The sequence below is a fragment of the Chryseobacterium sp. JJR-5R genome (genome assembly GCF_034047335.1).
In the GTDB taxonomy this organism is placed as follows: domain Bacteria; phylum Bacteroidota; class Bacteroidia; order Flavobacteriales; family Weeksellaceae; genus Chryseobacterium.
On sequence record NZ_CP139137.1, the window covers coordinates 3,479,038 to 3,498,665 of the forward strand.

At 40.1% G+C, this 19,628-nt stretch carries 22 protein-coding genes; 17 read left to right on the forward strand and 5 right to left on the reverse strand.

The window, feature by feature from the left end:
- The first annotated feature begins 63 nt into the window (after positions 1-63).
- The 4 genes from SD427_RS15300 to proC all read left to right on the forward strand — a co-directional run bounded on the left by SD427_RS15300 (position 64) and on the right by proC (position 3,754).
- Entirely contained in the window at positions 64-1,269 is a 1,206-nt protein-coding gene (locus SD427_RS15300) for a pyridoxal phosphate-dependent aminotransferase (RefSeq protein WP_320558663.1), read from the forward strand.
- Positions 1,270-1,289: 20 nt separating this feature from the next.
- A complete protein-coding gene (locus SD427_RS15305) occupies positions 1,290-1,772 on the forward strand; it encodes a hypothetical protein (protein WP_320558664.1) in 483 nt (160 codons plus the stop codon).
- A 3-nt stretch (positions 1,773-1,775) separates the two neighbouring features.
- Entirely contained in the window at positions 1,776-2,789 is a 1,014-nt protein-coding gene (gene murB, locus SD427_RS15310) for a UDP-N-acetylmuramate dehydrogenase (RefSeq protein WP_320561049.1), read from the forward strand.
- Between the two features lie 161 nt (positions 2,790-2,950).
- On the forward strand, positions 2,951-3,754 hold the full coding sequence (proC, locus tag SD427_RS15315) for a pyrroline-5-carboxylate reductase (RefSeq protein ID WP_320558665.1): 804 nt from the start codon (positions 2,951-2,953) through the stop codon (positions 3,752-3,754).
- Here proC and SD427_RS15320 read toward each other — a convergent pair.
- Positions 3,743-4,000, reverse strand: a complete 258-nt coding sequence (locus SD427_RS15320; RefSeq protein ID WP_320558666.1) for a VanZ family protein — start codon at positions 3,998-4,000, stop codon at positions 3,743-3,745. The genes proC and SD427_RS15320 overlap by 12 nt on opposite strands.
- Positions 4,001-4,165 (reverse strand): hypothetical protein, encoded by a 165-nt coding sequence (locus SD427_RS15325; RefSeq protein ID WP_320558667.1) that lies wholly within the window; start codon positions 4,163-4,165, stop codon positions 4,001-4,003.
- A gap of 55 nt (positions 4,166-4,220) precedes the next feature.
- Between SD427_RS15325 and lnt the strand changes: the two genes are divergently transcribed.
- From lnt to SD427_RS15355, 6 genes are all read left to right on the forward strand, one after another.
- The gene (lnt, locus tag SD427_RS15330) at positions 4,221-5,855 is read left to right on the forward strand and encodes an apolipoprotein N-acyltransferase (RefSeq protein ID WP_320558668.1); all 1,635 of its coding nucleotides are present in this window, start codon (positions 4,221-4,223) and stop codon (positions 5,853-5,855) included.
- Between the two features lie 342 nt (positions 5,856-6,197).
- Positions 6,198-6,440: a 50S ribosomal protein L28 gene (rpmB, locus tag SD427_RS15335; protein ID WP_002976757.1), complete on the forward strand. Its 243-nt coding sequence runs from the start codon at positions 6,198-6,200 to the stop codon at positions 6,438-6,440.
- Positions 6,441-6,443: 3 nt separating this feature from the next.
- Positions 6,444-6,626, forward strand: a complete 183-nt coding sequence (gene rpmG, locus SD427_RS15340) for a 50S ribosomal protein L33 (protein WP_056216154.1) — start codon at positions 6,444-6,446, stop codon at positions 6,624-6,626.
- Positions 6,627-6,646: 20 nt separating this feature from the next.
- A complete protein-coding gene (locus tag SD427_RS15345; protein ID WP_320558669.1) occupies positions 6,647-6,799 on the forward strand; it encodes a DUF4295 domain-containing protein in 153 nt (50 codons plus the stop codon).
- Between the two features lie 155 nt (positions 6,800-6,954).
- Entirely contained in the window at positions 6,955-7,908 is a 954-nt protein-coding gene (ftsY, locus tag SD427_RS15350) for a signal recognition particle-docking protein FtsY (RefSeq protein ID WP_320558670.1), read from the forward strand.
- Positions 7,909-7,973: 65 nt separating this feature from the next.
- Positions 7,974-8,237: a GlsB/YeaQ/YmgE family stress response membrane protein gene (locus SD427_RS15355; RefSeq protein WP_320558671.1), complete on the forward strand. Its 264-nt coding sequence runs from the start codon at positions 7,974-7,976 to the stop codon at positions 8,235-8,237.
- A gap of 86 nt (positions 8,238-8,323) precedes the next feature.
- Here SD427_RS15355 and sppA read toward each other — a convergent pair whose 3' ends face one another.
- Positions 8,324-10,081, reverse strand: a complete 1,758-nt coding sequence (gene sppA / locus SD427_RS15360; RefSeq protein WP_320558672.1) for a signal peptide peptidase SppA — start codon at positions 10,079-10,081, stop codon at positions 8,324-8,326.
- 19 nt (positions 10,082-10,100) lie between these two features.
- On the opposite strand from sppA, the gene folK reads away from it, so the two are divergent.
- The 5 genes from folK to fmt all read left to right on the forward strand — a co-directional run bounded on the left by folK (position 10,101) and on the right by fmt (position 16,164).
- A complete protein-coding gene (gene folK / locus SD427_RS15365; RefSeq protein WP_320558673.1) occupies positions 10,101-10,544 on the forward strand; it encodes a 2-amino-4-hydroxy-6-hydroxymethyldihydropteridine diphosphokinase in 444 nt (147 codons plus the stop codon).
- The gene (locus tag SD427_RS15370; RefSeq protein WP_320558674.1) at positions 10,541-11,650 is read left to right on the forward strand and encodes an OmpA family protein; all 1,110 of its coding nucleotides are present in this window, start codon (positions 10,541-10,543) and stop codon (positions 11,648-11,650) included. Before folK ends, SD427_RS15370 begins: the two co-directional genes overlap by 4 nt.
- A 42-nt stretch (positions 11,651-11,692) precedes the next feature.
- Positions 11,693-13,153, forward strand: a complete 1,461-nt coding sequence (locus tag SD427_RS15375; protein ID WP_320558675.1) for an OmpA family protein — start codon at positions 11,693-11,695, stop codon at positions 13,151-13,153.
- 83 nt (positions 13,154-13,236) lie between these two features.
- Positions 13,237-15,138: an ATP-dependent DNA helicase RecQ gene (locus SD427_RS15380; protein WP_320558676.1), complete on the forward strand. Its 1,902-nt coding sequence runs from the start codon at positions 13,237-13,239 to the stop codon at positions 15,136-15,138.
- A 78-nt stretch (positions 15,139-15,216) separates the two neighbouring features.
- Positions 15,217-16,164: a methionyl-tRNA formyltransferase gene (gene fmt, locus SD427_RS15385; RefSeq protein ID WP_320558677.1), complete on the forward strand. Its 948-nt coding sequence runs from the start codon at positions 15,217-15,219 to the stop codon at positions 16,162-16,164.
- A gap of 92 nt (positions 16,165-16,256) precedes the next feature.
- Here the strand turns inward: fmt and ribB are convergent, their stop codons facing one another.
- Positions 16,257-17,378: a 3,4-dihydroxy-2-butanone-4-phosphate synthase gene (gene ribB, locus SD427_RS15390; protein WP_320558678.1), complete on the reverse strand. Its 1,122-nt coding sequence runs from the start codon at positions 17,376-17,378 to the stop codon at positions 16,257-16,259.
- 66 nt (positions 17,379-17,444) lie between these two features.
- Positions 17,445-18,449 carry an LLM class flavin-dependent oxidoreductase gene (locus SD427_RS15395; RefSeq protein WP_320558679.1) on the reverse strand — a complete coding sequence of 335 codons (1,005 nt, stop codon included), beginning with the start codon at positions 18,447-18,449 and terminating at the stop codon, positions 17,445-17,447.
- 274 nt (positions 18,450-18,723) lie between these two features.
- Between SD427_RS15395 and SD427_RS15400 the strand changes: the two genes are divergently transcribed.
- Both SD427_RS15400 and SD427_RS15405 read left to right on the forward strand, forming a co-directional pair.
- Positions 18,724-19,158 carry a hypothetical protein gene (locus SD427_RS15400; protein ID WP_320558680.1) on the forward strand — a complete coding sequence of 145 codons (435 nt, stop codon included), beginning with the start codon at positions 18,724-18,726 and terminating at the stop codon, positions 19,156-19,158.
- A 285-nt stretch (positions 19,159-19,443) separates the two neighbouring features.
- On the forward strand, positions 19,444-19,605 hold the full coding sequence (locus tag SD427_RS15405; RefSeq protein ID WP_320558681.1) for a hypothetical protein: 162 nt from the start codon (positions 19,444-19,446) through the stop codon (positions 19,603-19,605).
- Positions 19,606-19,628 lie beyond the last annotated feature (23 nt).

Genomic DNA, 19,628 nt, shown 5'->3' on the forward strand with positions numbered 1-19,628 from the left:
TTACCTCCTTTATTTTAATATTGGGAAATTAAATCTTATTTTTGTCATACAAATTTTTCAACAATGCCGAATATTTCAAACAGAGCACAACATATGCCGCCGTCGCCGGTAAGGAAACTGGTTCCTTTTGCAATCAATGCCAAACAGAGAGGGATAAAAGTATATCACCTGAATATCGGGCAGCCTGATATCGAAACTCCGGAAACGGCTCTTAATGCTTTAAAGAATATCGATTTAAAAGTATTGGAATATGCGCTTTCTGAAGGGAATTTAGACTACAGGCAGGCACTTACGGACTATTACCATTCATTGGATTTCACAGATCTTACACCGGATCATTTTATCGTGACCAACGGAGGCTCCGAAGCATTGAACTTTGCCATTTCCACTTTGTGTGACGATGGTGACGAGGTAATTATCCCTGAACCGTATTATGCCAACTATAACGGTTTCACCAGTACTTTTAACGTAAATGTGGTTGCAGTACCTTCTACAATCGATACTGGTTTTGCCCTTCCTCCGATTGAAGAATTTGAGAATAAAATTACAGAAAAAACAAGAGCCATTGTAATCTGCAACCCCGGAAACCCTACCGGATACCTTTATACCCGTGAAGAACTTCAGAAACTGGCAGAAATTGCTTTAAAATATGACATCGTTATCATTTCTGATGAAGTATACAGGGAATATGTATATGACGGAAAACAGCAGATTTCCATGCTTGCATTTCCTGAGCTGGCAGAAAACTGCATCATTATTGATTCCGAATCCAAGCGGTACTCCATGTGCGGCGTAAGAATAGGATGCCTGATTACCCGTTCCAAAAAAATTCATGATGCAGCCATGCTTTTTGCACAGGCCAGGCTGAGCCCGGTACTTTTAGGGCAGATTGCCGCTACTGCCGCGCACCAGAATGACGGCGCTTATATCAGGGCCGTAAGAGAAGAATACACACACAGAAGAAATGTTTTGGTAGATGCGCTGAATGCCATTCCCGGCGTGATCTGCCCGAAGCCGAAAGGCGCTTTTTACTGTGTGGCCGAACTTCCTGTTGATGACACCGAAAAGTTTGCCCAGTGGCTGCTGGAAAGCTATTCAAACCAAAATGAAACCATTATGGTAGCTCCCGCCGGAGGATTTTACAGCAATCCTGAACTGGGTAAAAAACAGGTAAGGATCGCCTATGTTTTGAAAGAAGAAGATTTAAAAAGGAGTGCCGCTATTTTAAAGGATGCCCTTGAAAAATACAGACTGGAATTCACCCATTAATTAAAATAAGCAAAGGATCTATGTCAGCAATAAAAAAATCCGGATTGAAAACGCTCATTCCTGTTGTTTTATTGCTGATATTTTTTTCCTGTGATCCTAAAAAAGGGGAAAACAGTCCGTCCGGTAATTCCGATGAGATCATTTCCATAGATTATTCGGATATTGGCGGAGAGGCCGGTAATTACACCATTGTTAAAATCACAAAAGACTCTGCCCGCCTGGAAACCGGAGTTACCCAAAAGAAAATCCATAAAGAATGGAAATCTGCCATTACTCCAAAGGCCTGGCAAAACCTTACCTCTGCTATTGATGCAACCACCCTGGATAAGATCAGGAGCTCGCCCAGCAAACAGCCGGTAGACGGGTTTGATGAAACATTCCAGATCAGGACCCGGAAGAAATACCATGCGTATGTGAATGCATATGCAGACACCGTTCATTACAGACAACTTGAAAAGCTGAAAGCCCGGATCCAAAACATGATTCCGCAGGAATACAAATAAATGATGCACGAAAATTTTTCACTTAAGCCGTATAATACATTCGGCATCGATGCGAAAGCACGCTATTTTACCGAAGTCCATTCTACAGAAGAATTACTGGAAGCGCTGAACAATCCGGCCACCCAATCCCTTCCCCTTTTGTTTTTAGGCGGAGGAAGTAATATTCTGTTAACCCGGGATTTTGAAGGGCTTGCCGTTCAGTTAAACTTAAAAGGCATCCATGAAGACATCATTGGTGAAAATGAAGTTCTGGTTACTGTAAAAGCGGGAGAAAACTGGCATGAATTCGTTTTATTCTGCCTGGAAAAAAATTACGGCGGCATGGAGAATCTTTCACTGATTCCGGGAAATGTAGGAACTTCACCGATGCAGAATATAGGGGCGTACGGAGTGGAAATCAAAGATGCTTTTGTAAGCTGTACAGTCCTGAATTTAGAAAACCTCCAGCTGGAAACCTTCAATAAAGAGCAATGCAGATTTGGCTACAGGGATTCTGTTTTCAAGCAGGAAGGAAAAGGGAAATATGTGATTACTGAGGTATCATTTACCTTAACCCGAAAAGACCATCAGCTTAAAACATCATACGGCGCAATACAGGCAGAACTGGAAAAATCAGGCATTGAAAACCCTACGATTCAGGATATTTCAAAGGCTGTAATCAACATCAGGCAGAGCAAGCTGCCTGATCCTAAAAAGACCGGGAATGCGGGGAGCTTTTTTAAAAACCCAACCATTCCGCTCACTCAGTTTGAAGAACTGCAGCAACAATTTGCAGATATCCCGGGCTACCCGAACGGAGATTTCGTAAAAGTTCCGGCCGGCTGGCTGATCGAACAGGCCGGCTGGAAAGGGAAGCAGACCGGAAATGTGGCAACCCACAGGCTGCAGGCACTGGTGATCATCAATGCCACCGGAAATGCTACCGGAAGAGAAATTTTTGATTTCTCTGCGGAAATCATTGATTCCGTACAGAAAAAATACGGAATTGAACTGGAACGGGAGGTGAATATTATTTGATATATTTAAGCATAATTAAATTTCAGATGCTTCGACTTCGCTCGGCATCACACTTCTAATACTAATATTTCTATCATTAACGTAGCTTTAATGTAATTACTTTAGCAACGTAATCTGAGGCTCCTGAAGGATCTTTAAACCAATAAAAGCAGATATAAAATATGAAAATCGCAATTCTCGGAGCCGGAAACATGGGTTTATCTTTTTCAAAGTCATTTTTGAAATATGAATTGATAAAACCTGAAAATCTGCATTTGATCACAAGAAACCAATCTAAATTTTCAAAAATATCTGAAGAATTTCCAAAATCTAAAATTTCCACTTTCGACGAAACAATAGAATTTAATGCGGATTTAATCATTATTGCCGTAAAGCCTCAGGATTTCCAACATGTTGCCGAAAATTTTCAGTTTCAGTTAAAAGAAAATCAAATGGTATTATCGATCATGGCGGGAATTAAAATAGAGAAAATTCAAAAATTACTCAATCATCCATTGGTCGTCAGAGCCATGCCGAATTCTCCTACGCTTTTAGGGATGGGAATCACAGGGTATACCGCTGCACAAGGTATTTCTTTTAGTCAATTAATCAATATTGAACGTTTGCTGAACTCAACCGGAAGATCGGTATATTTGGAAAACGAGGAATTACTGGACGGCGTGACAGCACTTTCCGGAAGCGGACCGGCATATTTTTATTACATTCTTGATGCCATGATTAAAGCCGGTGTTGAAATGGGAATTGATGAAAATTTATCCAAGCTTTTTGTACAGCAAACCATGCTGGGAGCCTATCATCTTATTAATAATTCTGATAAAAATCTGGAAGAATTAATTCAGGACGTTGCTTCAAAAGGCGGAACAACCGAAGCTGCCCTGAAAACTTTTAACGAAAATAATTTAAAAGAAATTATAAAACATGGAATTCTTAATGCTGAAAAACGTGCAAAGGAATTAAATAATTAATTTTCTAAACATTTTCTCTACAAAATTCCGGATCAGGAACCCGAGGTAGACACCAAACGTATTCAGGATGATGTCATCCACTTCAAAAATACCCATTCTGGTAAAATACTTAAGCCCTTCAACAATCGTAATGGCTGGAATAAAAGCAAAAAGCAGGGTTTTCATGTCATTAAATCTGGTGAAGATCCATCCCAGGAAACCGAAAGGGATGAACATCACGATATTCCCAATGACAATTCTGATCACCTATTTTAGGGAAGCGGCTCCTTTGATAAAATTAATCGTTGCCAGTACAGGCTCTAAAGTCAGCAGATTGTCTTCATACTGCCTCCTTCCCATTCCCAGAAACATGAGGTATAACAAAAACAAGGTATAGGGAACAATTATAATTTTGTACAATTTCTTTATCATCACTTGCCGGTTTATTCGCATCAAAAATAGTAAATTTGTATCTTAAATAAATGTAATGAAATACATATTGCTTGCGCTCATTTCGGCAATGCTGTTATCCATATCCTGGCCTACATACGGCGTTCCGTTTTTTATATTTTTCGCTCTGGTTCCGCTTTTAATGATGGAACACGGCATTTCGAAATTTTCAGAATACAGCCGGAAAAGCTGGGTGGTTTTCGGGCTGTCCTACCTGTGTTTTGTAATCTGGAATATCGTGACTACTGGCTGGCTGTACGGGTCTAAGAATCCTGACGGCAGCCATTCCATGATGGCCGTGGTATTTCCGGTTCTGGTTAATTCCTTTCTGTACTCACTGGTGTTCCAGTGTTACCACTGGTACAAGAATGCACAGGGAACCTATTGGGGCCTGGCTTTTTTCATCGCAATCTGGATGAGTTTTGAAAAATTCCATTTAGGCTGGCAGTTGACCTGGCCGTGGCTGAACCTGGGAAATGTGTTTTCCGATTATCCTAAAGTAATCCAATGGTATGATACACTGGGGGCTACCGGAGGAAGCTTCTGGATTCTCCTGGTTAATATTCTGATATTTTATACTGTAAGGACCTGGGAGGCAGGCAGAAAAAGAAAAGACCTGATTAAAAATTCCGCTATCGTAGCGGCTTTAATTGTCATTCCAATGATTATTTCGGCCGTTCAGTATAACAATTTTGATGAAAAACCTGTCGGCACGGTCAATATTCTGATGCTGCAGCCTGATCTTGATCCGTATGCTGAAAAATATTCCCAAGACAGCATGGTCATCCAGAATGATTTGCTGAACCTTGCCGAAAGCAACTCAAAAGGAAAAATAGATTATTATATTGCCCCGGAAACCGCTCTTCCCGGAAGAGGTTCCATTTCTGAAAACGCTTTTGAAAAAAGTATTATCCTGAATAACCTTAAAACATTTTTATCCGGACATCCCGGGTCTGTTTTTGCAACAGGCATATCTTCACACCGGATGTATACCAGCCCGGAAAACCTGCCGGAAGAAGCGTATCAGCTGAACCAGGGGCTCTGGGTGGAAAGCTTTAATTCCGCCGTTCAGGTGATCCCGAACCATAAAGTGGAAGTTTACCATAAAGGAAAACTGGTTCCCGGCGTGGAAATCTTCCCTTACATGAACTATTTAAAACCGGTTTTAGGGGATGCCATGATCAATCTGGGCGGAACAGTTGCTTCCCTGGGAACGGATAAAGAACGGGTTGCCTTTTCAAACCCGTTCAACAAAGGAAAAATTGCCCCGATTATCTGTTATGAAAGCATTTACGGGGAATTTACCGGTGATTATGTGAAGAAAGGGGCCAACTTTCTTGCCATCATGACCAACGACTCCTGGTGGGGTGTTACAGAAGGCCACAAGCAGCTGTTATCCTATGCCAGGTTAAGAGCTATCGAAACCAGAAGAGAAATTGCCAGGGCTGCCAACAGCGGTATTTCTGCACATATTGATGCCAGAGGTGAAATAGCGGCGGATACTTTTTACGGAGATAAAACCACTCTTTTTGCCAAAGTAAACCTTTACGATCAGATGACATTTTATACAAGAGCAGGAGATCTTCTCTCAAGATTTTCAATATTTGCTTTGGGGTTCCTGTTGTTTTATTTTCTGATCAAAAAGTTCCAGAACAGAATAAAAAAGAGCTAGGCATCAGTAAGCTGTAAAAGCTGATAAGAGTAATACAATTTCTTCTTTGAAAGATAAATTTTGGATAAACCAGGGTTATCGGTCTATGATTTCAGTGATATTTCAGTGTCATAATTAAACCTGAATAACCATTTGCATTGCAGGAATGAATTATTTTTTCTGAAAATGAATTTAATATTTACGGATTTGATACTTTCGCGGTCTGGCTGTATTGTAACCGCGAAATCGCTGTTACGGATCAATAAATTATTGCAAATAATTTCTTAAAAGATTTGTCTATCTGAAAAATTCTTCGTTATTTTGCACTCTCAAATATTATAGTACAAATAAGAACATCGAGATATGTCAAGAATTTGCCAAATAACAGGAAAGCGTGCAATGGTTGGTAACAACGTTTCTCACGCTAATAACAAAACGAAGCGTCGTTTTGAAATTAACTTATTAGAGAAGAAATTTTACCTTCCGGAGCAAGATAAGCACGTAACACTGAAAGTATCAGCTCATGGATTGAGAGTGATTAACAAAATTGGAATCGAAGAAGCTATTGAAAGAGCGACTAGAAACGGATTGATTAAAAAGAACTAAATCATGGCAAAAAAAGGAAACAGAGTTCAAGTAATCCTTGAATGTACAGAGCATAAAGAAAGCGGTATGCCGGGAATGTCCAGATACATTTCTACAAAAAATAAAAAGAATACAACTGAAAGATTAGAATTGAAAAAATACAATTCTGTTCTTAAGAAAGTTACAGTTCATAAAGAAATCAAGTAATTTATAAAATATAATTTACCATGGCAAAGAAAGTAGTAGCAACCCTACAAAGCGGACAGTCAAAAAAAATGACTAAAGTTGTTAAATTGGTTAAGTCTTCTAAATCAGGAGCTTACATTTTTGACGAAAAAGTAATGAATGCAGACGAAGTAGACGGTTATTTGAAGAAATAATCTCCGCTTTATTTACAATATAGAAACTACTCATCTTTTGGGTAGTTTTTTTGTTATCTTTGCTTTTGGATTAATATTGGGTTATGCATCAAATGATAAACAGTCAGGCGGAACAATAACTCAGAACCCGTAATTTAAATTCCGTAATTCATAAGATGAGCTGGTTTAAAAAGATTTTTAAAAAAGAAGAAAAAGAAACGTTAGATAAAGGATTGGAAAAATCCAGCCAGGGTTTCTTTGAGAAAATGACAAAAGCCGTAGTCGGCAAAAGCAAAGTAGATGATGAAGTCCTGGATAACCTTGAGGAAATCTTAATTGCCTCCGACGTGGGCGCATCTACCACCATCAAAATCATCGAAAGAATTGAGGAGCGTGTTGCCAGAGATAAATATGTCAGTGTAAATGAACTGGATAAAATCCTCCGGGAGGAAATTTCTGGGCTCCTGCTGGAAAATCCCCACGCCGGAACAGGGAACATTGATACTTCTAAAAAGCCTTATGTTATCATGGTAGTCGGCGTAAACGGTGTCGGGAAAACAACAACCATCGGTAAGCTGGCCCACCAGTTTAAATCAGAAGGCAAAAAAGTAGTTTTAGGCGCTGCCGATACCTTCAGGGCTGCAGCCGTTGATCAGCTGGTGATCTGGAGCCAGCGGGTAGGCGTTACCATAATAAAACAGGAAATGGGTTCTGACCCTGCTTCCGTGGCGTTTGATACCGTTCAGAGTGCCGTTGCCCAGGATGCTGATGTGGTGATCATTGATACTGCAGGAAGGCTCCATAATAAAGTCAATCTGATGAATGAGCTGTCCAAAATCAAAAGGGTGATGCAAAAGGTGATTCCTGATGCGCCGCACGAAGTCCTGCTGGTTCTTGACGGCTCTACAGGACAGAATGCTTTTGAGCAGGCAAAACAGTTCACAGCGGCAACGGAAGTGAATGCTTTGGCCGTGACAAAACTTGACGGTACTGCAAAAGGAGGCGTGGTGATCGGTATCTCGGATCAGTTCCAGATTCCGGTAAAATATATCGGGGTCGGAGAAAAGATGCAGGACCTGCAATTATTCAATGGTACGGAATTTGTTGACTCGTTCTTCAAGAAGAGATGATGAGAGTCATCCCTGTCTAAATTCAAATAATTAAATCACAACATTAACATTAAAAATTTACGACTATGGGAATTTTAACTTGGATCATATTTGGTCTTATCGCGGGTGCTATTGCAAAAATGATTATGCCCGGAAATCAGGGCGGCGGATGGATCATCACCATTATTCTGGGAATTGTGGGAGCTTTTATCGGAGGGGCAATAGGTGTTTATGTTCTTCACTGGGGAGATGTTGATTCTTTCTGGAATTTCAGAAGCTGGATCCTGGCCATCGGAGGTGCATTGATTCTTCTCTGGATCTACGGAATGGCAACAAGGAGGAATGCCTGATCCATATAATTGATTATTTCACTAAAAAATAAAACGGCGGATTTGAAATTTCAAATCCGCCGTTTCTTTGTACAATATAATTTAGTTTAGTCAATCTTAATCTGATAAGGCATTTCCATTTTTACTTCAGACTGCAGTTTCCTTTCTTCCATAACATGCTGCATGATTTCATAATTGGCTTTCCCGATTTTATTTTTAATCAGCCTTGCCGAAATTTCATCTTCATTAAGATCTTTGAAGATCTGTTCAAAAGGAGACATTCTTTTTGGGTATGATGATAGGACGTAAGATTTCAGTCCGGCTTTACCTGCTGCATATTTTACTGCATCATTCAGTGTTCCCAGTTCGTCTACAAGACCAATCTGCTTGGCTCTGGTCCCGCTCCACACTCTTCCGCCTCCTACACTGTCAATCTGCTCAAACGTCTGCTTCCTGTTCTGGGTAACAAAATGCACGAACCTTTTATAAGTACCTTCAACACTTCTTGTAATCATGCTTACTCCATAAGGGCTTACCCCGTTTAATGAAGAATAATACTGGGAATTGGCATTCGTAGCCACAATATCAGCACGTATGCCGTTTTTGTTGGCGATATCTTTGAAATAAGGAATAACGCCGAAAACACCAATGGATCCCGTAAGTGTATTGGGCTCAGAGTAAATTTTATCTGCAGCCATGGCAATATAATACCCTCCTGAAGCGGCATAATCCCCGAACGAAACAACAAGCGGCTTTTTCTTTTTCAGCTGCTGAAGTTCAAACAGAATTTCATCTGAAGCATTGGCACTGCCACCCGGAGAATTGATCCTGAAAACAACAGCTTTCACTTTATCATTTTCCTGAAGCTCCTTGATGTATTTGATATATTTTTCCGAATGGATGTCATTATACTCATCTCCGCTGTTGATAGATCCTGATGCGTAAAGCACCGCTACCCTGTCCCCGGATTTTTCATCATCCGAATAAGAAGCAATGTATTTACCTAAAGAAATCTTATTTAATTTTTCATCCTTCTTTACTCCTAATTTTGATTTGATCAGATCGTCATACTGGGTTTTCTGAATCAGCTGATCCGCCAACCGGTATTTCACTCCCAATTCAGGAATCATCCCGTAAAGGCTGTCGATCACCGTTCTGAACTGAGCCGTATCAATTTTTCTGGAAACCGCCATTTTGGATGAGGTGTTTCTCCAGATATCATTCAGAAGCGTACCAAGCTGTTCTTTATTTTCAGGGGAAATATCGTTACGCAGGAAAGGTTCCACTGCAGATTTAAATTTACCATGACGGATCACTTCAATCCCTATTCCGTATTTATCTGCGAAATCTTTAAAGAAAGCAACTTCCGTGGCAAGGCCTTTAAGTTCAATCATGCCCGCAGGATTCAGGTAATACCGGTCTGCCACAGACCCTAAATAATAAGAAGACTGAGAAACGGCATTGCCATAGGCATAGACAAATTTCCCGCTCTTTTTAAAATCTTCTATCGCGCTCCTGAGATCATCAATCTGGGTGATCCCTGCACTCAGCTGATCTGCTTCAATGCTTATTCCTTTGATATTATCATCTGTTTTGGCTTTCCTGATGGCTTCAACCGCATCATAAATCAAAATACTTTTGTTCTGGTCGCTGATATCAAACAATCCTTTTCTTTCTTCAGTCGGGCTGTCTATTATATTGGTTTTCAAGTTAATGGCAAGTACGGAATTCTTTTTCACCACCGCAGTTTTTTCATTCCCCATAGCACTGAAAACCAGCATTACGATGAAAAAGAAGAAAAATACGACACATAATAGGACAATAGCCACTATATTTGCCAGTACATTTTTTAAAAAGCTTTTCATAAATCAATCATTTTACAATATGTCGCAGCATAAAGCAGTTTTGTTACTCGGAAGTAACCTCGGGGATCAAAAAAAAAATGTGGAGACTGCCCTGGAAAAGATCAAAGAAGGGGGAAACGAAATATTACATATAAGTGAATTTCTGACATCAGAGCCCGTAGAATTTGCCAGTTCCAATATTTTTTGTAATATTGCAACGATAATATCGACACATCTTTCGCCCATCCAACTGCTTGATTTTGTTAAGAGTATCGAAATAGAAATGGGGAGGTTAAACGATTCCCTGGCAAGCGGAGGATATGTAGATAGAATAATAGATATTGATATCGTTACCTATAATGGACTGATATTTGCATCAGAGAGGTTGAAAATACCTCACCATAAGCATCTTTATGAAAGAGCTTTTTCAAATAAACTATTAAAAGATTTTTATTCAAATCAAAACATAAAACATACTGTATGAAACTAGGTTTATTATTATTGGCCACACTTCCTATTGCTGCTTATGCACAGGATAGTATTGCTGTTACTTCAAATGATATGTATCCGAATACATTCTCTTCAGGTTCTGCCAATGTTCAGCCTTTCAATAGCAAGGCCAAAAGATTCAACGACTGGTCAATTTCAGTTGGAGGAGGTGCTGCTTTTATGGTGCATTCGGACCTTACATCATTTTATGATAAGAAAGTGAACTGGGGATACAACAGCTACGTAAGCTTAGACAAACAGATTACCCATGTATTTGGAATGAGCCTTATCTATCAGAGAGGAGAAACTACACAGAAAGCACAGCTTGAAGGCGCAGCCGGTGTTGCCGGTGGCGTTGCCGAAGCCAATACAAAATTCAATCAGATCGGTTTATTAGGAGATGTTAACTTCTCAAACTTGTTGAGAAGAGTAGACAACCACTCGCCTTTCAGATGGGCATTACACGGATACGCAGGTTTCGGATTCATGAATTTCGATACGTCACTGCATGATAACAACGAGTTCAGATGGAGCACTTCTCCTGCAAGAATCCCTTTATTTATTAAGCAAAAACTTGAATTTAACTCACTGTACTTTCAATTTGGTACCGGTGTGAAATATAATGTTTCGAAACTTATTGATATTGAGGCAAGAGCCATGTATATCATAAGTGGCGATGATGAATTTGACGGCGGCGGATACGCGGGTCCTGATGATTATAATCCTGCTTCAAAAGTATCCAAGTACAATATGATCAGCAAAAAAAGATCTGACAATGCACTGACAGTTAACCTAGGCGTGTCTTTCAAACTTGGCAAGCACTTATCTCACCTTGCATGGCATGATCCTTTACAGGAAGCATATTACAGAATGAATGTTCTTGAGAACAAAGAAGCTGATTTCGTAGTATGTGAAAAAGGCGATCTTGATAATGACGGTGTCTGCGATGACTGGGACAGACAGCTTGATACACCTGCAGGTGCAAGGGTAGACGGAGCCGGAGTTGCTCTGGATATGGATCTTGACGGCGTTATCGATTTATACGATAAATGTGTAACCGTTCCGGGACCTGTTGAAAACAACGGATGCCCTACCAACTAAATAATAACTAAATCATTTAATTAACTAAATAAAAAATACACTATGAAATTAAGTTTAGCAATTGTTGCATTTGCACTGGCTGTACCTACAGCGGGCTTTGCACAAGACTCAACTGCAGTAGTTTCAAACGGGGAATATCCAAATACATTCTCTTCAGGCTCTGCTAACGTTTCTCCGTTTACCAATAAATCAAAGAGATTTAATGACTGGGCGATTTCAGTTGGAGCCGGTGTACCATTAATCCAATCTGCAGACTTAACGTCTATAAAGAACGGTAACGGTAAAAACCTTTTCGGGTATTCAGCGTATATCAGTATTGATAAAGCAATTACCCATGCTTTCGGTATTAACTTACAGTATGACAGAGGGGAAACAAGACAGGGATGGTTCAATACAAAAGATCCTGCTCCAACCAATTCCGTAGCTTATCAGCAGGTAGGTGCAAGAACCCAGTATGATGCGATCTCATTATTAGGGGATGTCAACTTTTCAAACCTATTGAGAAGAGTAGATAACCATTCTCCTTACAGATGGGCACTACACGGATACGGAGGTGTCGGTACCATTGCTTACAAGGCTTATCAGAAGGACAACATGGGACAAAGAATGGTAACGGAAATCAAGCCGTTTAAGTTAGGATCTATGTTTGCTCAGGCTGGTGCCGGAGTTAAATACAAGGTAAACAGAAGACTTGATATCGAAGCCAGAGCAATGTATGTGATTACAGGTGATGATGAATTCGATGGCGGAGGAGACAAATACAGCGCTATCAATCAACGTGAAGAGCAGGTTTCCGATAACTTCTTCAATGCGACTTTAGGTATTTCTTTAAAATTAGGAAAACACGAGTCTCACTTAATGTGGCATGACCCGCTTCAGGAAATCTATTACAAACTGGATGTACTGGCTAATAAAAACCAGGATATTGAAGTTTGTAAAAAAGGAGATCTTGATAATGACGGTGTTTGCGACGATTGGGACAGACAGCTTGACACGCCTGCAGGCGCAAGGGTTGACGGTGCCGGTGTTGCTCTTGATACCGATTTAGACGGAGTAATTGACCTTTACGATAAGTGTGTAACCGTTCCGGGTCCTGTAGAGAACCAGGGATGCCCTACCACTGCACCTGCAGCAGGTGGGCCTGTAGAGGAAAAAGAAACGAAATTAGACGGTATTGAATTTGATCTGAACTCAGACAGAATTCTTCCTTCTAACACACCTATCCTTAACAATGCGGTTAACTATATTAATTCTTCAACAGGAACTTATACTGTAGTGGGAGCTACCGATACGAGAGCTTCTGAAGCATACAACCAGAAACTGTCTGAAAGAAGAGCAAACAATGTTAAAGATTATCTGATGAAGAACGGTGTTCAGTCCGGAAAGCTGAATGCAGAGGGAAGAGGTGAAAAAGACCTTAAATATCCTGAATGCGAGCCTGCAACCAAATGTCCTGAATGGAAAAACAGAGCAAACAGAAGGGTTTACTTCGAAGCTAAATAATACATTTAATCTGATCAGTAAATATATTAAAGTCACGCCCCGCGTGACTTTTTTTGTTGGCATACTTTCATTATTTTTATCCCATGATTTCTCAGCAAGATTTTCAAGAACTAAAATTTAAGACCCTAAAGTATTTTTGGGGGTATGACCACTTCCGCGATTCCCAGGAAGACATTATTGATTCGGTAGTCAATGAAAAGGATACCCTTGTGCTGCTGCCTACCGGAGCCGGCAAATCACTCTGCTACCAGCTGCCGGCCTTATTAAAAGAAGGGACCTGCCTGATTATTTCCCCGCTGCTGGCGCTGATGAAAGACCAGGTAAACCAATTGAAATCAAGAGGAGTGGAAGCTGAATACCTGTCTTCCGAACTGGATGAATATGATGCGGAAGGCATTTATAACCGCTGTAAGGATGGATTGACAAAGATGCTCTATGTTTCACCGGAACGGCTGACCAACAAACAGTTTTTACAAAACATTGAAGAAATCCAGCTTTCATTTATTGCGGTAGATGAAGCGCACTGTATTTCAGAATGGGGCCAGGATTTCCGTCCCAGTTATCAGAACATAAAAAATTTCAGGACAAACAACCCGAAAATCCCCTGCCTTGCCCTAACGGCAACTGCTACCCCGAAAGTCTTGGAAGAAATCAAGCTGAAACTTGAGCTTAAGGAACCCAAAGTTTTTCAGAAAAGTTTTAAAAGAGAAAACATCCGGATTTTCACCGAAGAAGTTTCTGACAAGTTCCAGCGTATTTACGATATTTTAAAATTCACGGAAGAAGCGGGAATCATTTATGTAAGGACAAGAAAAGAAGCTGAACAGCTTACCGAATTTCTGCTTAAGAAACAGATGACCAATGTAGATTTCTTTCATGCCGGCCTTACAACCAAAGAAAAAAATGCCAAACAGACGATCTGGAATAACAGTGACCGGAATGTTCTTGTTTCCACCAATGCTTTCGGGATGGGGATTGACAAAGACAATGTGCGGTTTGTTATTCACTACTCGCCTTCGCCTTCCATTGAAAATTACTACCAGGAAATCGGGAGGTCCGGCAGAGACGGCCGGGACAGCTTTGCTTTTTTACTCTGGGATAAACAGGAGATCAGCAATTTTGACCAGATCTTAAAAAACCAGATTCCCAATAAAGCCGAATTTTTAAAAATCATTACTTACCTCTACTCTGTTTTTCAGGTAGCGGAATTTGAAATGCCGGACAAAGTCTTTCAGCTCAATACAGCCGGAATCCAGAATTTTACCCGGTTATCAAATGCAAAGATCAAAAATGTTCTGAATTTTCTCCACAACCAGGAGATTATTTATTTTAACGATCATAAAAGCCTTTCCTCATTACAGCTTTTAATGCAGGCCCATGAGATTGACCAGCTGCCTCACAAAGATGCCTATTTCATTGAGCTGATGCTCCGTTCGGTTTCAGGGATTACCACGCACAAAGTGATGTTCAGCGAACAGCAGGTAAGCAATAAAATCGGTGTAAGCATCCATCTGATTAAAGAACGATTAAAAGAGCTTCAGAAAAAAGGCTATATAGAGTATGTTGACGGTGCTTTATCAAGTATTAAATTTTTAAAGCCGAGGGACGAAAGGGTTAATAATGCCGCCTACTGGAAACTATTTGAGCATATCCAGAAAAATAAAATCCAGAAATGGGAAGAAATGAAATTTTATGTTGAAGACAGCCAGTACTGTAAAATGAAACTGATCCTGGCTTACTTCGGAGAGAAAAAATCCAAGAACTGCGGACAGTGTTCGGTATGTGAAAAAAACAAGCAGTCTATTTTCGGAAAGAATATTTCAAACCAGATTATCGGCTTACTGGCAAAAAGGCCTTCGTCCATTGAGGAACTTTCTATCCAGCTGAGTTACCATTCCAAAGAAAATATCCTGGAAAACCTTATATTCCTGCTGGATTCGGGAAAAGTAAAAATGCTGAATTTCAGAACGTACTCACTAGCCTAGAACAATTTTGCGGTATGCTGCGGGCAAAGCCGCCGCCATAATTTATCACTTATAACCCAAAGACCCTATCTTTGTATTATGAAATCATTAAAAGTCGTATTTTTAGGAACTCCGGAATTTGCCAAAAATTCACTGGAGGCTATCCACCGGTCTCACCATCAGGTCGCAGGCGTGGTAACCGTTGCCGATAAGGCAAGCGGACGCGGGCAGAAGATCAATCAGTCACCGGTAAAAATTTTTGCAACGGAAAACAACCTACCTGTTTTTCAGCCTGAGAAACTGAGAAACCCTGAATTTTTAGAAGACTTACGGAAACTGGATGCTGATGTTTTTGTAGTCGTTGCTTTCAGAATGATGCCCAAAGTCCTTTTTGATATGCCTAAAATGGGAACTTTTAACCTTCACGCTTCCCTTCTTCCTGATTACAGAGGAGCTGCCCCGATTAATTATGCCGTAATCAACGGTGAAGAAAAAACAGGAGCCACAACGTTCTTTATCAATGAAAAAATAGATGAAGGAAATATTCTGTTACAGGAGGAATTAGCCATTCTGCCTGACGAAAATGCCGGAAGCCTCCATGACCGGCTCATGGAAATGGGTGCCGGGCTGGTAGTAAAAACATTAAATGGGCTGGCCGAAAATTCAATCACTGAAAAACCTCAGCCGAATGTTGCGCACCCTAAGAATGCTTTTAAGATTTTTAAGGAAGACACGAGAATCGACTGGACGAAAACGTCAAAAGAAGTTCACCAGTTTATTCTGGGCATGTCGCCTTATCCTGCCGCTTTCACCACTTTAAAAATAGGGAAAGAAGAAAAAGGACTGAAAATCTTCGGAGGAAGATTTGAAACTGCTGATCATGGAAAGCCGGCAGGAAGCCTGGACATTTCAAAGAATGATTTTAAAATCTATACGCATGACGGGATTTATTATCCTTCAGAACTGCAGCTGGAAGGTAAAAAAAGAATGGATACCAAAGATTTCCTGAACGGATTCAGGAATTTTGACGAAATAAAAATGGCCTGAGTACATCAGGCCATTTTATATGAATTTTCAATAATGATCCGCTTTATAATCAGATTTATATAATCTGAATCCTCAGCAAATTCATTTCTATTTTATAGCTGTACCATCTCCGTTACCTCAACATCATAACCGCCTACCTGAGGCTTGATGTCCGGGTTTTGGGTGATTACTTTAAACTTATTGATTCCCAAATTCTTCAGGATCTGTGTCCCGATCCCGTAGTCCCTGTAATTGAAAGCGGCCGTAGGGTGTTTCTGCTGTCCGTCCTGATAGTTCAGAAACTGCTGCAGCTTTCTCAGTGTATTTTCAGAATTGGAAACGTTATTGATAAAAATAATTGCACCTTTTCCGGCTTCATTTACCATGCGGGTCACTTTTTCCAGTAATGGCTTTTCACCGTTGTTCAGCCTCGTTAACACATCAAAATAAGAATCGGAAGACTGAACCCTGACCAGGACAGGCTCGTCAACAGCCCACGTTCCTTTCGTCAGTGCAAAATGGATCTGGTCATTGGAAGTTTCCCTAAATGCCAGAAAATCATAATCACCATAAGCAGTTTTTACTTTTCTTTCTTCAATCCGCTCGATAAGGTTCCCTTTTTTCAGCTGATAATGAATCAGGTCTTCAATGGAAACGATTTTCATATCATGTTTTTGTGCAAAAGCGTACAAGTCAGGTAAACGGGACATGGTACCGTCTTCGTTCATGATTTCACAGATCACGCCGCCCTCTTTTAAACCTGCCAGACAGGTAAGGTCAATGGCTGCCTCCGTATGGCCCGCTCTTTTCAGAACCCCTCCTTTTCTTGCACGAAGCGGGAAAATATGGCCCGGGCGCATAAAATCAGTCGGCTTGGAATTTTCATCCATCAAAGCAAGAATTGTTTTGGCCCTGTCTCCCGCAGAAATCCCTGTAGATGTACCGTTGCCGAGCAGGTCAACAGATACCGTAAAAGCAGTTTCCTTAGGATCGCTGCTGCGGCTTACCATTACATCAAGTCCCAGTTCGTCACATCTTTTTTCAGGAAGCGGCATGCAGATCAGGCCTCTTCCGTGAACGGCCATAAAATTGATCAGTTCAGGAGTCGTCAGTTCAGCTGCACACAGGAAATCCCCTTCATTTTCCCTGTCTTCATCGTCTACCACTATGATTATTTTACCATTTTTAAGGTCTTCGATAGCCTCCGGAATAGTATTTAATTTAATATCGGACATTTTTACTTTAAATTTCGGCAAAGATACTTATAAAAAAAGCATCTCCCAATTTATATAAACGGTTTGTTACACGGTAACTAGAGAGTCTTTTGCATTTCTGAAAATATGATAAGACTCCAGCCTTTTCTGATGATCGTAAATATGGGAATTGATCATCAGTTCATCCACATTGAATTCTGCCTGAAAGTTTTCCAGCTTTTCTGCAATTTCTGCCTGGTCCCCGATAAAAGTATACCTCAGCTTCTGCAGCACCATTGATTTCTCCATGGGCGACCAGATGCCGTCCATATCGTCAACTGGCTGTGCAAAAGGCTTCCTGTCATTTCTTACGATATTGATAAAAGCCTGAAACAAAGTGGTCGATAATTTATGGGCTTCTTCTGACGTTTCTGCTGCTATTCCGTTTACGCAGGCCATAATATAAGGCTGGTCTGCATATTTTGAAGGCTCGAAATTCTGTCTGTAAATATTGAATGCCATTTCCATCTGTTCCGGAGCAAAATGCCCTGCAAAAGCATACGGAAGCCCCAATTCTGCAGCCAGGAAAGCACTGTCTGTACTGGAACCGAGAATGTACAGCGGAATATCCAGCCCTTCCCCGGGAATAGCGCGCACTAAGGCATCTGCATTATCTTTTGAAAAATAAGTCTGCAGTTCCAGAATCTGCCTTGGAAACTGCTGGTTAATGATGGCCGGGTTCCGGCCCAGTGCCTGAGCCGTAAGGCCGTCGGTTCCGGGGGCTCTTCCGAGGCCAAGGTCGATCCTGCCCGGAAAAAGGGATTCCAAAGTCCCGAACTGTTCGGCAATAACCAGTGAACTGTGGTTCGGAAGCATGATCCCGCCCGATCCTACTCGTATTTTTTTGGTTCCGTTGGCAATAAAGCCGATCAGAACGGATGTGGCAGAACTGGCAATGCTTTCCATATTATGGTGTTCGGCAAGCCAGAATCTTTTATAGTCTAAATTCTCCGCATGGTTTGCTAAAGACAGACTGTCCTGAAAAGTATCGTGAATGGTTTTGTTCTGTTTTACAGGCGCAAGATCCAGTACCGATATTTCAAAATTCTTCATTTATAATTATTTGGAAAGAAAAAGATAAAACTAATAAACTTCATTAGTTACTTTTTGTAATTGATAGGATTGATTGGTCTGGTGAGAGAAAAACTATTGGAATAAAATTGCTGTTTAATAATTAGCTTTACACTCCGAACGACTTTCTATATTTAAAACTTATATCCTTTTTTAAGATGAGCGTATTAATATTAAATATATGTCCAGTTAAATAAAGTCATGGAATAAAGTCTTAATATTGCTGAGCGAATTTCACATTATGGAATCAAAAATAATGTATATTGAAAATAAATCTTACGGTCATCACGGACCGGCATGGATTGGTTTTGCAGCATTCTCAAAATCAGGACAAACAGTTTACTTCAACGGAAAAGCATTAAAAAAACTTAAAAATCCAGGAATTAATGCAAATCATTTTGATATAGAAACCGGTGAAGCGTATTGGATTTCCGGCGTCAAAAAAAATGGAAAAGACCGTCATCAGTCCGGCAGCGGAAAAATTATGATTGATAAAAATTCGGTTGATGAATATTTGAAACTGGTTGATTTTAATAGTTTTGACGAAAAAAAATTCATCATAATTGAATTTACTGAAACCGACAAAAGCAGATTTAATCAAATTGAAAATAAAGAAACTGAATTCAGAGATAAAAACCGGTATGCTACTTTTTGGGATAACAACAGACGAAAACTAATCTTAGATAATTAAATTGAAATGAAAAAAATCTATTTTCTATTCATCGCTTTACTTTTAATAAGCTGCAACTTTAATCAATTTTATAAAGATCGGGAATCCGATAAAAAAGATGGCGAAAAAATCCCGCAGAAATTTTATTAGGAGCTTAGATATGGAGCTAATCAGGAGGATATTTATAAATTGTTTGGTGAAAAATTTTTCGCAGTTACCAACAAAGACAAACTTATAGAACTCATTAATGTTACTCAAAATAAAATTGGTCCGGTTCAGGAATATAATCTTATAAAATGGGAGACCATGATTATAAAAGGAAGCAATGCCCGCAGTGAATATCTTTTTACATACGATGTAAAAAGAGGTACAGAAAATACCGAAGAAACCTTTACCATGGAAAAGAACAAGGATGGAGATATAAAAATCATAGGGTATAGGGTCAATCAGAATTTATTGAATAAATAAAAAAAGGTTTAGTAATTGTCAAT